This is a genomic window from Microbacterium sp. NFH-22A-Y (assembly GCF_021401375.1).
GTDB lineage: Bacteria > Actinomycetota > Actinomycetes > Actinomycetales > Microbacteriaceae > Microbacterium > Microbacterium hominis.
The window spans coordinates 528,059-540,629 of sequence record NZ_JACBGF010000001.1 but is presented as its reverse complement, the minus strand read 5'-3'; the positions used below and the strand labels follow the sequence as shown (position 1 = coordinate 540,629).

Annotated in this window: 8 protein-coding genes; 5 read left to right on the top strand and 3 right to left on the bottom strand. The window is 72.6% G+C overall.

Features of this window, described 5'->3' with window-relative positions; translation table 11 throughout:
• The first annotated feature begins 103 nt into the window (after nt 1–103).
• Together L0965_RS02405 and L0965_RS02400 are read left to right on the top strand one after the other, a co-directional pair.
• Nucleotides 104–1,450: a deoxyribodipyrimidine photo-lyase gene (locus L0965_RS02405; protein WP_101305524.1), complete on the top strand. Its 1,347-nt coding sequence runs from the start codon at nt 104–106 to the stop codon at nt 1,448–1,450.
• 11 nt (nt 1,451–1,461) lie between these two features.
• On the top strand, nt 1,462–2,541 hold the full coding sequence (locus tag L0965_RS02400) for an LLM class flavin-dependent oxidoreductase (RefSeq protein WP_101305523.1): 1,080 nt from the start codon (nt 1,462–1,464) through the stop codon (nt 2,539–2,541).
• A gap of 160 nt (nt 2,542–2,701) precedes the next feature.
• Here the strand turns inward: L0965_RS02400 and pheA are convergent, their stop codons facing one another.
• Entirely contained in the window at nt 2,702–3,685 is a 984-nt protein-coding gene (gene pheA, locus L0965_RS02395) for a prephenate dehydratase (RefSeq protein WP_060958986.1), read from the bottom strand.
• Nucleotides 3,686–3,708: 23 nt separating this feature from the next.
• On the opposite strand from pheA, the gene L0965_RS02390 reads away from it, so the two are divergent.
• Entirely contained in the window at nt 3,709–4,338 is a 630-nt protein-coding gene (locus L0965_RS02390) for a hypothetical protein (protein WP_223849034.1), read from the top strand.
• Between the two features lie 32 nt (nt 4,339–4,370).
• Nucleotides 4,371–6,014 (top strand): phosphoglucomutase (alpha-D-glucose-1,6-bisphosphate-dependent), encoded by a 1,644-nt coding sequence (gene pgm / locus L0965_RS02385; RefSeq protein WP_101307152.1) that lies wholly within the window; start codon nt 4,371–4,373, stop codon nt 6,012–6,014.
• Between the two features lie 108 nt (nt 6,015–6,122).
• Here pgm and L0965_RS02380 read toward each other — a convergent pair whose 3' ends face one another.
• Nucleotides 6,123–10,232 (bottom strand): RICIN domain-containing protein, encoded by a 4,110-nt coding sequence (locus L0965_RS02380; protein ID WP_101305522.1) that lies wholly within the window; start codon nt 10,230–10,232, stop codon nt 6,123–6,125.
• Between the two features lie 146 nt (nt 10,233–10,378).
• Nucleotides 10,379–11,518: a glycerate kinase gene (locus L0965_RS02375; protein ID WP_101305521.1), complete on the bottom strand. Its 1,140-nt coding sequence runs from the start codon at nt 11,516–11,518 to the stop codon at nt 10,379–10,381.
• A gap of 68 nt (nt 11,519–11,586) precedes the next feature.
• On the opposite strand from L0965_RS02375, the gene galE reads away from it, so the two are divergent.
• Entirely contained in the window at nt 11,587–12,564 is a 978-nt protein-coding gene (gene galE, locus L0965_RS02370) for a UDP-glucose 4-epimerase GalE (RefSeq protein ID WP_101305520.1), read from the top strand.
• The last annotated feature ends 7 nt before the right edge of the window (nt 12,565–12,571 follow it).

The following is a 12,571-nucleotide window of genomic DNA, read 5'->3' as shown; positions in this document are numbered from 1 at the left end:
TGTGAGTACAACTGTACTCACAAAGATTCCCGCCGCGTACCGCCATCCCCACCGCGCACGCAAGGGCTCGCCGCGGCCCGACGCACCCGGCACCATGGAGAGCATGTCGGCATCCCCGAGTCTCGTCTGGTTCCGCGACGATCTCCGCCTCGCGGACAACCCCGCCCTGCGAGCGGCGGTGGACCGCGGCGGACCGGTGGTGGCCGTCTTCGTGCTCGACGAGGAGTCCCCCGGCTTCCGTCCCCTCGGCGGCGCCGCCCGCTGGTGGCTGCACCACTCGCTCGCCGCCCTGGCCGACGGGCTCCGCGAGAAGGGGACCGCGCTCATCCTGCGCCGCGGCGCCGCCGCCGAGGTCATCCCCCGCCTCGCCGCGGAGGTCGGCGCCGGCGCCGTCTTCTGGAACCGGCGCTACAGCGCGCCGGAGCGCGCGGTCGACGCGGGCCTCAAGGAGTCGCTGCGCGCCGACGGCCACGAGGTGAGCTCGTTCGCGGCATCCCTGCTGTTCGAGCCGTGGACCGTCCGCACCGGCGCCGGCACGCCCTACGGCGTCTTCACGCCGTTCTGGAGGGCCTGCCAGCAGCTGCCCGCGCCGCGCGAGCCGCTGCCCGAGCCCCGCGAGATCGCAGGGCCGCCGGCGCCGCCGGCATCCGACGACCTCGACGACTGGGGACTGCTGCCGACGGCGCCCGACTGGGCGGGCGGCCTCCGCGAGCGCTGGACGCCCGGCGAGCCGGCGGCGCGGCGGCGCCTGCACGCGTTCCTCGCCGAGGACGTCGCCGACTACGACCGGGCCCGCGACGAGCCCGCAGGCGGGGCGACCTCGATGCTGTCGCCCCGGCTGCGGTGGGGCGAGCTGAGCCCCCACCAGGTCTGGCACGCGGCGGTGTCGTCGGGTGCGCGCGTCGGCGGCTTCCTCTCCGAGGTGGGCTGGCGGGAGTTCGCGTGGCACACCCTCTTCCACGCCCCCGACCTGGCGACGAAGAACCTCAAGCCCGCCTACGACGCATTCCCCTGGCCGCGGCTGAAGCCCTCGATGCTGCGGGCGTGGCAACGGGGCGAGACGGGCGTGCCCCTCGTGGATGCCGGGATGCGGGAGCTCTGGGTCTCGGGCTTCATGCACAACCGGGTGCGGATGGTGACGGCATCCTTCCTCATCAAGAACCTGCTGATCGACTGGCGCCGCGGCGAGGAGTGGTTCTGGGACACGCTCGTCGACGCGGATGCCGCCAGCAACCCGTTCAACTGGCAGTGGGTGGCCGGGTCGGGCGCCGACGCCGCCCCCTACTTCCGCATCTTCAATCCCGAGCTGCAGGCGAAGAAGTTCGACGCCGACGGGCGGTACGTCCGCGAATGGGCGCCGGATGCCGCGGAGCGCGAGCCGATCGTCGATCTCAAGGAGACCCGCGACGCCGCGCTGGCGGCGTACGAGGAGGTCAAGCGCGCCGGCTGAGCGCTCGCGGAATGCGAGGACCGCCCGCGGGGTTGTCTCCGACGATGTCTCCTGCGCTCTCCGTCCTCGATCTCGTCCCCGTCCGCACCGATCAGACCAGCACCCAGGCGGTCGCCTCCTCCCTCGCCCTGGCCCAGCGGGCCGACGAGCTCGGCTACCGCCGCTACTGGTTCGCCGAGCACCACAACATGCCCGCGGTGGCCTCGACGACGCCGCCGGTGCTCATCGCCGCGGCCGCGGCCCGCACGTCGCGCATCCGGGTCGGCTCCGGCGGAGTGATGCTGCCCAACCACGCCCCGCTCGTGGTGGCGGAGCAGTTCGCCGCGCTGGAGGCGATCGCGCCGGGACGGATCGACCTCGGCCTGGGACGCGCGCCCGGAAGCGATCCGGTCATCACCCAGCTGCTGCGGATGAGCGGCACGTCCAGCGACGTCGACCGCTTCCCCGAGCACGTGCGCGACATCTCGGCGCTGATGTCGCCCGACGGCGCCACGGTGCGCCTGACCGGTCGCGGCGACGGGGACGATCGGTACGGCATCCACGCGACACCGGCCGCCACGGGCGCTCCGGAGGTCTGGCTGCTCGGCTCGAGCGACTACTCCGCCCAGCTCGCCGCGGCCTTCGGGCTGCCGTACGTGTTCGCGAACCACTTCTCGGGCGAGGGCTTGGAGCGCGCGCTGGATCTCTACCGCGCGCAGTTCCAGCCGTCGGCCCACCTCGACGTCCCGCGCACCTTCCTCACCGCCAACGCGGTCGTCGCGCCCACGGCGGCGGAGGCCGAGGAGCGGATGCTGCCGCAGGCGCGCATGATGGCGCGGCTGCGCGGCGGCCGCCCGCTGACGGCGCTCGAGACCGTCGAGCAGGCCGCCGCGGCGGAAGCGGAGGACCGCCTCGCGGCCCCGCTCATCGACGCTCTGCGCCGCCGCTGGTTCGTCGGCACGGGCGAAGAGTCCCGCGCGGCCCTGGCCGCGTTCGCCGACCGCCACGGCGTCGACGAGGTCATGATCTCCCCCGTCTCGGGAGCCTACGACGGTGAGGCGATGGACAGCGCGACCGGCCGCATCCAGACTCTCGAGCTGCTCGCGGCCTGACTCCGGAGCTGCGTACGGCGTTTCGACTCGCTGCGCTCGCTCAACGACCGGCAACAGGCGCACCCCCGGTCGCTGCGCTCGCTCAACGACCGGTAACAGGCGCATCCCCGGTCTCTGAGCGAGGAGCGCAGCGACGAGTCGAAACGCCCCGCCGCAGGCGTCAGGCCTCGGGGGCTCCGGAGATGAGGCCGCGCAGCCAGTCGCGGGCCTCGACGAACACCTCGTCGGAGTAGCGGTCGGGGTAGTGCACGATGGCGCGGTCCGCGCGCGGGTACGACCCCAGGTAGATGACCTTCGGGCTGAAACGGCGCAGGCCCAGGAGGGCGTCGGCCATGCGCTCGTCCTGGATGTGGCCGTCGGCGTCGATGACGAAGCGGTAGCGGCCGAGAGCGTCGCCGATGGGCCGCGACGCGAGCAGCGAGAGGTTGATGCCGCGCGTCGCGAACTGCTCCAGCAGCTCGAGCAGCGCACCCGGGTACTCCTCGGGCAGCTCGACGATCAGCGAGGTCTTGTCCGCGCCGGTGGGCGGCGGCGCCGACACCGTGCGGCTCACGAGCACGAAGCGCGTCACGGCGTTGGCGTTGTCGCCGATCTCCTCGGCCAGCAACTCGAGGTCGTGGTGTTCGAGGATGCCGGGAGGTGCGATGGCCGCGTCCGCGTCGCTCACGCCCTCGATCATGTCGACCGCCGAGGCCACATTGCTCGACGCGGGCAGGTGGGCGTGGTCGGGCAGCGTCGCCGACAACCACCGCAGGCACTGGCCGTAGGCGACCGGGTGCGCGGCCACGAGTCGCACGTCCTCAAGGCGCATGCCGGGGCGGCCGACGAGCACGAAGTTGACTCGCACGAGATACTCACCGACGATTCTCAGCCCGGGCATCGTCGCCAACGCGTCCTGCGCCGTGGAGACCCCGCCGTCGACCGAGTTCTCGATCGCGATCATCGCGGCATCCGAGCGGCCGTCGACGACATCGGCGAGCGCTTCCGCGACGTTGCGCACCGGACGCCAGATCTGATCGCGCGCCTCGGGCACCTGCGCGAGGGCCGCCTCCGTGAAGGTTCCGGCCGGACCGAGATAGCTGTAGGTGCGGCGCGAGGGCAGCGGTGCCGCGGGTGCCGCGGTCGACGAAGGCGCGGAAGTCACGGGTGACAGCCTACGCTGAAGGGGTGATCCGCCGATTCTCCTCTCTCGCCGTCGTCACCGCAGCAGCCCTCGCCCTGAGCCTGAGCGCCTGCGCACCGGTCGACGACAAGCCGGCGACCGAGCCCAGCCCCAGCGGCTCCGCGAGCACCACGCCCACACCCACACCGACGCCGACGCCCTCCCCGTCTCCGACCGCGGATCTCGCCTGTCTCGTCGGCGAGTGGCACATGGGCCAGGATCAGGTGACGGCGTTCTACAACGACGTGAACTCGCTGATGGCGAGCTCGGGTGCCACCTTCACGGCGACCGGCACCGCGGATCTCGAGCTGCGCAAGGACGGGTCGTACACGTGGACCCCCGCGGAGCGGGTCGCGGTCGACATCTCCGGGACGGTCACCCTCATCCAGTTCAAGGGCTCCATCACCGGCACCTACACCGTGACCGGCAACGGCATCGGCAGCCAGACGCAGGACACCTCGGGCATGGAGATCGTCGCGACGATCGACGGCAAGGGCACGGATGCCGGTGCCATCAGCCAGCAGATCTCGAACGCCCCGATCACCGACGCGAAGTACGGCTGCAAGCCCGACACGCTGACGCTGATCAACAAGCTGTCCGACAGCACGGCAGCCTCGGTCCTGCATCGGAAGTGACCGCCGGCCCGCCGCAGTGACAGACTGTGGACATGAGCCGCGCAGGACAGCCAGCCGAAGCCTACGACCTCATCGACATCGATGAGCTCATCGCCGCCTATTACGACCGCAGACCCGATCCGTCCGTTCCCGAACAGCGCGTCGCGTTCGGCACGAGCGGCCACCGCGGGTCGTCGCTGAGCACCAGCTTCAACGAGGACCACATCCTCGCGACCACCCAGGCGATCGTCGACTACCGGGCGGCCCAGGGCATCACCGGCCCCCTGTTCCTCGGTCGCGACACCCACGGGCTGTCGCTGCCGGCCGAGCGCACCGCGGTGGAGGTGCTCGTCGCGAACGGCGTCGACGTGCGCATCGACTCCCGCGACGCGTGGGTGCCGACGCCGGCCCTCAGCCACGCCATCCTCACCTACAACCGCGGCCGCGCCCTGGACGACCCGGGCCGCGCCGACGGCATCGTCGTCACCCCGTCGCACAATCCGCCGCGCGACGGCGGCTTCAAGTACAACCCGCCGCACGGCGGGCCGGCCGACACGGATGCCACCGGGTGGATCGCCGACCGGGCCAACGCCCTGATCGCCGCGGGCCTGGACGGGGTCGCGCGCACCCCGTTCAAGGACATCGATGCGGACACGCTCGGAAGCTACGACTTCCGCGAAGGCTACGTCGCCGACCTCGCGAACATCATCGACGTGGAGGCCATCCGCCGCGCCGGCGTCCGCATCGGCGCCGACCCGCTCGGCGGCGCGTCCGTCGAGTACTGGGCGCTGATCGGCGAGCGCTACGGCCTCGACCTCACGGTCGTCAACCCCGAGGTCGACCCGACGTGGCGCTTCATGACGCTCGACTGGGACGAGAAGATCCGCATGGATCCGTCGTCGCCCTCGGCGATGGCCGCGCTCGTCGCCCGCCGCGACGAGTACGACGTGCTCACCGGCAACGACGCGGATGCCGACAGGCACGGCATCGTGACGCCCGACGCCGGCCTGATGAACCCGAACCACTACCTCGCCGTCGCGATCGACTATCTGTACGCGCACCGCCCGCAGTGGCCGGCCGACGCCGCCGTCGGCAAGACGCTCGTGTCGTCGATGATCATCGACCGGGTCGCCGCGTCGCTCGGTCGGCGCCTGCTCGAGGTGCCCGTGGGCTTCAAGTGGTTCGTCCCGGGCCTGCTGGACGGCTCGGTGGCGTTCGGTGGCGAAGAGTCGGCGGGGGCGTCCTTCCTCCGTGTCGACGGCACCGTCTGGACGACCGACAAGGACGGCATCCTGCTGTGCCTGCTCGCCGCCGAGATCATCGCGGTCACCGGCAAGAGCCCGTCGCAGCGCTACGCGGAGCTGGAGGCCGAGTTCGGTGCGTCCGCCTACCAGCGCGTGGACGCCCCGGCATCCCCCGCACAGAAGGCGGCGCTGTCCAAGCTCGCTCCGGAGGCCGTCACCGCGACGGAGCTCGCCGGCGAGCCGATCACCGCGAAGCTGTCCCACGCGCCGGGCAACGGCGCCGCGATCGGCGGCCTGAAGGTGCAGACCGAGCACGCCTGGTTCGCCGCGCGCCCGTCCGGCACCGAGGACGTCTACAAGCTCTACGCCGAGTCGTTGCGCGGTGAGGAGCATCTGCGCGAGGTGCAGGCCGAGGCCCGCGCCGTCGTCTCCGCGGCCCTGGCCGACTCGTGACGTCGCGCGACGCCTGACGTCGCGTCACACACGGCAGCGGCCCCGTCCCTCCTCTCGGAAGGGCGGGGCCGCTGCCGTGACGCCGCTCAGGCGGTCGTCACGGCGTTCTCAGCCGCGCGCCGGGCGCCGACGCCGCACGAGGGCGGCTCCCGCGATCAGCAGCAGCACCGCGACGGTGAGCGCCAGGGCGAAGGGCGCCGTCGCACCGGTAGTGGCCAGCGTGGTCGGCGGCGCCGTGACCGTGACGGCGTACCAGCCGATCACGGTGCCCGCGGCATCCGTCACGGCGAGGCGGTGCGCACCGGCGACCGCGTCCAGCGGAACGGTCACGGGGATCGTCCCTGCGGCCGAGACCGTCGCGGCGCCGAGAGCCCGCGGGGTCGAGAACAGCCACGCGGCGACCTGCTGGCCCGCCCGATCGGCGCCGACCTGCACCGAGACGGTGCTGCCGGCGGCGATGGATGCCGGGCCCGAGATGCGCCCCTCGAGCGCGGTCGTGAGGTCGGCCTCGGTCGGCGTGGACGTGCCGGGTGCGCTCGTCGCGGTCGCCGACGGCGACGGGCTCGCGGTGGGCGATCCCGTCGGCTCGGGCGTCGCGGTCGGCGTCGGCGTCGGCGTCGGCGTCGCGGTCGGCGTCGGGGTCGGCGTGGCGGTGCCCGGCTGACCGGTGACCGCGTCCGAGGTCGCCGTACCCGCCGTGAAGCCGGGCGCGGTGGCCGTCGCCACGACGGTCAGCTCGTGTCCGACGTCGTCGGTCGTCACGGTGTACTGCGCGCCGTCCGCCCCGTCGATCGCGACGCCGTCGCGCTGCCAGACGTAGGCGAGGTCGGCGGTGGCGGGGTCGACGGTGCCGGGCACGGCGCTGAGGGCGGCGCCGACCGTCGGCGTGCCGCCGATCGTCACGCCCGAGAGCACGGCCGCACGCGCGACGGTCACGGTGTACGACTTCTGCGCACCGGAGGGCGCGGTCACCGTCACGGTGGCCGTCCCCTGCCCGTCGCCGGGCTGGACGACGCGGACGCTCGCGTCCTGGTCGACCGCGGTCGCGGAGACCACCGGCCACGCAGAGCCCGCGACGGCGACCTCGTACGCGGTCGTGTCGGCGGAGAAGTCCTTCACCGACGCCGACCCGACGGTCAGTCGCGCGAGGTCGGCGACCTCCGACGGCGAGGCGGCCGGGGCGTAGATCTCCACCTCCGAGACGATGAGGTGCGTGTTCGGATACGCGTTCATCACCACGCGCACCTGGTCGGCCGAGGCCGCATCGACGGGGACGTCGACCTGCGGATCGCCGGTCGCCGGAGTGCCGACCGTGATCGTGTCGCCGATCACCCACTCCCCGGTGCCGAGGCGGTGGTCGATGTGCATCGTCTGAGCCCACGACGTGCCGCCGTCCCGCTTGAAGTAGACCTTCACGTGGGTGACGGGCGTCGGAGCGGACAGGGCGTAGGTGAGGGTGTCGGAGGCGTTGAGCGTGCCGCCGCGCCAGTTCGACCAGCCCTTGTCGGTCGTCACGCCGTTGATCGTGCGCGTGGCCGGGTAGCCGCTCTCCGTGTAGGTGGCGGTGGGCGTGCTCGTCGGGGCGACGTTCTTCTCGGTGGGCGTCGTCACGATGACCGTCAGCACGGCGTCGAGCGTGCCGCCTCCGGGCACGGCCACGGTTCCCGGCACGCGCACGGTACCGGGCGCGGCCAGCTCGGCATCCGTCACGGCATCCCACGACCACGTGACCGGTGCGGCCACCGTCGCGCCGCCCGTACGCACCTCCAGGGGCACGGTCGGCGGCGCCGCCGCCGACACGGCGTCGAGCGTGGTTCCCGCGTAGGTGGTGAGCGAGACCGGCACGGCCGCGGTGAAGGCGCCGACGTCGACGAGCGCGCGGGCGGTGAACGGTGCGCCGAACAGGTCGGTGCCGCTGCCGGCGACCTCGGTCGTCCCGGCGGACCAGTCGTGTCCGGAGAGGTCCCAGGTCACCGCGGCGGTGCGCGTGAGGCCGCCGAGGTAGCGGACCTGCACCGTGCCCGGGAGGGTGGGAGCCACGCCCGCCTCCGTCGTGACCGTCACGTTCGCGACGGTGTCGATCGCGGTCGGCGCGAGGGTCCACGACTGGTTGGCGCCGTTGTTGGAGGTCCAGAGCCCCACGCTCGTGCCGTCGGAGGTGCCCCCGCCGTTGACGTCGAGCACCCGGGTGCTCGCGACGTTCAGGAAGGAGTAGCTCCGACCGTCGAGGGTGTTCGGCACCCACTGCGCGGCCGGATCGGCCGCCGCCTGCTCGGCACTCTCGGTCGCGAGGGTCAGGGAGGTGCCCGACGAGGCGAGATAGCGCCCGTCGCCCGAGCGCAGCAGCACCCGCTGGCGATCGGTGCCGGCACCGCTGAGGGAGACCGCCGTCCAGGTCTGCGCCGTCGCGGCATCCGCCGTCGTCGCGGAGCTGCGGATCGTCAGCGCGGCGTTCTGCACCGTGAGCGCCTTGCCGCTCTGGGTCCCCAGCAGCTGGTAGGTCGCGCCGTCCTTCACGGCCGGCGCGGCCGCCGCGACGCCGGAGACGCCCGACACCACGAACGTGGTGACCGACTTGGCCGGCACCGTCAGCGTGGCCGTGCGGGTGAGGGGGTCGATCGCGACGTCGCTTCCGCGCACGAGCGCGTTCTGCTCGACCGCATCCGCCGGCGACTGCGTCGTCACGATCGGGGTGACCTTGGCACCGGGAGCGATCTGGCCGAAGTTCGACAGGTCCAGGCGCACCGTGCGGGCGGATGCCTCGGTGTTCACGTGCACGAGGTTCACACCGTCGCCCGCCGCCGTCACGGCCGCCGTGGTCTGGGTGTCGTTGGTCGGGACGATGTGATCGCCGGGCCGGATGTAGTGCGTGAAGTTGCGGATCGTGTTGTACTTCGCGTTCGTCAGCACCTTGCAGGACGCGTCGGCGTCACCGTCGGCGAGGCGTCGGGCGGACTGGTTCTGCGCGTTGCAGTCGAAGTCGATGAAGACGCTGCCCCAGTTGGTCTTCTCGACCTTCTGCATGTTGTACAGGTCCTCGACGGGCTGCCAGAACACCCAGGCGCGCGGCTCGAGCTCGCGCAGGTCGTCGATCATGTGACCGGCCATGCCCAGGCCGTTGTCGATGTTGGTCTGGTTGAAGCCGGCGTTCGAGCTGTCCCAGTTGCCCTCGACCTCGCTCATCCACAGCGGCTTGTCGGAGGTCTTGGCGATGTCGCGCACCATCGTGCGGTTGGACGTGCCGTAGGTGTGGACGTTGAGCTGGGAGACCTCGTCGCGAGAGGTCTGCGACCAGCCGTTCCAGTTCGTCACGAACGTCGAGGGGTTGGTCTCGTCCATGGCCGAGATCGGGACGTCGGTCGTGGTGCCGGGGGCGGCGAGGCGCGCGGCGAGCGCCTGGATCATCTGGTCCTGTCGCTGCGGACCGATGTGCGCGCCCTCCTGGCGGCTCGCGGAGCTCGGCCACGTCGCACCCTGCGGGATCGTGGTGCCCCAGTAGTTCGTGTTCGGCTCGTTGAAGGGGTCGAGCGAGTCGAACTGGATGCCGTAGGTCTCCTCGAGGTGCTCGACGACCTTGACGAGGTAGCCCGCGAACTTGTCCATGTCGGCGGGGGCGAGCTGCTCGGAGGTGGCGTTGTTGATGCCGCCGGAGACGTAGCCGCTCTGCGTGAGGAAGTACGGGGGCGAGTTGCTGAAGGCCTCCCACTTCGTGATCTTGTCCTTCAGCGCCTCGATCCACCAGCGCTGTGTCGAGTCGGCGTTCCAGTCGAAGGCGTCGGGGTCGTCGGGGTTCCAGGCCGCGGCGTAACGGGCGCGGTCGGCGTAGGTGGAGGTGATGGGCCCGGACGCGTCGCTGGCGTTCAGGTCGGGGTTCCACCATCCGTCCACGGCCCCGCCCGGCCGCAGGTACGACGGCACGTCGGTGGCGTTGCCGCCGCCGATGTTGTAGCGGGCGATGTTGAGGTTGAGGCCGTCTTCGCCGAAGACCTTCTCGAGCAGGTCCTGGCGCACCTGCTCGGGATAGCCGCCGGTCGCGTTGGCGAACCAGACGAGGCTCGTGCCCCACCCTTCGAAGGCCTCGGACGCGTAGGCGGGGTTCGGGGTGATGGTGACGGCGGATGCCGCGACGGCCGGTTCCGGCGCCGCGAGCGGCGCCACGAGACCGGTGACGCCGAGGGCGGTCACGGCGGCGAGGGCGATCAGGCCGGGGGACTTCATCGTGGGGGATTCCTCTCTGTATCGCGTCGTCGCGACCGGGGAGCCAATGCATGTTGACGTTAACATGGCTGGGACAAGCCTAGAGGATTGCCGATGTTGACGTCAACATCGATGACGTCCGTGCGTCGTGCCGGCGTCGCGCCGGGTCAGGAGAGGGCGCGGGCCAGCTCCGCGCCCGCCGCGCGCAGCCACAGGACGGGATCGGCCAGGGCGGCCCCGGCCGGGTCGGGGGCTCCGGCGCGGCGCGCGAGCTCGGTGAGCGAGACGGATGCCGCGAAGGCCGTCGTGTCCGCGTCGGGGTCGATGCGCCCGGCGACGAGCGCCGCCGGCACGCCGAGCGCGGCGGCCACGTCCGACACGTGCGCGGGAGCCTTGCCGGCGGCCGACTGACCGTCGAAGGTGCCCTCGCCCGTGACGACGACGTCGGCGTTCGCGACGGCGTCCTCGAGCCCGATGAGGCGGGCGACCTCGAGCGCCCCGGGCGCCAGCGCGGCGCCCCAGACGAGCAGGGCGAACCCCGTTCCGCCCGCCGCGCCGGCACCGGGCGTCGCGGGATCGACGTCGAACAGCGTGGCGTAGCGGGCGAGGATGGCGTCGAGCTCGGCGAGCCGGTCGGCGGCGACGCCCTTCTGCGGACCGTACACGCGCGCCGCCCCCGTCGGTCCGCACAGGGGCGCCGACACGTCGGTGAGCACCAGGGCGCCGCCGGGCGGGAGGGCACGGAGCCCCGCGAGCTCGACACCCCGCAGCAGCGGCAGGTGCCCGGCGCCGAGCCGGGGGGCCTCGACCACGGACGCGTCCGCCCGGAACCGCGCGCCGAGCGCCCGCAGCAGCCCGGCGCCGCCGTCCGTCGACGCGCTGGAGCCGATCGCGAGCACGAGGCGCGAGACCCCGGCATCCAGTGCGGCCGCGATCGCGTCGCCGAAGCCCGCCGTCGAGGCCCGCCACGGATCGCGGCGGTCGCCGAAGAGCTCGATCCCGGCCGTCGAGGCCAGCTCGACCACGCCGGTGCCGGACGGCGCGTCCGGCGTCGCCGGAAGCCGCAGCCAGCTCGCCGCGACCGGTCCGCCCTCCCACGGCGCCGTGACGTCGACCGGCATCCGCCGCGAACCGGGCACCGCGGCGGCGAACGCGTCCAGCGTGCCCTCTCCCCCGTCGGCCATCGGCCGCAGCACGACCTCGTCGGCCGGCCGCACCGACAGCCATCCGTCACGGATCGCGGCCGCCGCCCGCGCCGCGGTGATGGTGCCCTTGAAGCTGTCGGGGGCGACGACGAGGCGGGTCATGGGCCGATGCTACGCGGCGGCCGCCCCGGCGGTCATCGGCCGCCTCCGGCATCGGGCAGGATGGAGCCATGACGTGGCTTGTGACCGGCGGAGCGGGATACATCGGTGCGCACGTGGTGCGCGCGCTGCAGGCGGCGGGCATCGCCCCGATCGTCGTGGACGACCTCTCGAGCGGCCACGCGTCGTTCGTGCCGGAGGGCGTGCCGTTCATCGAGGGCACGATCCTGCACCGCGACCTGCTGGTCGACACCATGCGCCAGCACGGCGTCACCGGCGTCATCCACGTCGCCGGGTTCAAGTACGCGGGCGTCTCGGTGCAGCGCCCCCTGCACACCTACGAGCAGAACGTCGAGGGCACGCGGCTGGTCCTGGCGGCCATGGCGGATGCCGGTGTCCACAACATCGTCTTCTCGTCGTCGGCCGCGGTGTACGGCACCCCCGACGTGCCGCTCGTGACCGAGGATCTGCCCAAGCGTCCGGCGTCGCCGTACGGCGAGTCGAAGCTGATCGGCGAGTGGCTGCTGCGCGACCAGGGCGTCGCGACGGCCTCCGACGCGCACCCGCTGCGGCACACCTCGCTGCGCTACTTCAACGTCGTCGGCTCGGCCGACCCGTCGGTGTACGACACGAGCCCGCACAACCTCTTCCCGATCGTGTTCGAGAAGCTGATCGCGGGCGAGACGCCGCAGATCAACGGCGACGACTACGACACCCCCGACGGGACGAACGTGCGCGACTACGTGCACGTCGGCGACATCGCCGCGGCCCACGTCGTGGCGGCGCAGCGCCTCGAGGCGGGCGCGCCCATCGAGGCCGCGTACAACCTCGGCTCCCAGAACGGCCTGAGCGTACGCGAGATCATGGATGCCGTGGCACGGGTGACCGGCATCGACTTCACGCCGCGGATCGGCCCGCGCCGCCCCGGCGACCCCGACCGCATCGTCGCGACGGGCGAGCTGGCCGCGCGCGACCTCGACTGGGCGAACCGCTACACCGTCGACGAGATGGTGCGCACCGGCTGGGAAGCCCGCCGCGCCGCGCACTGACAGCGCG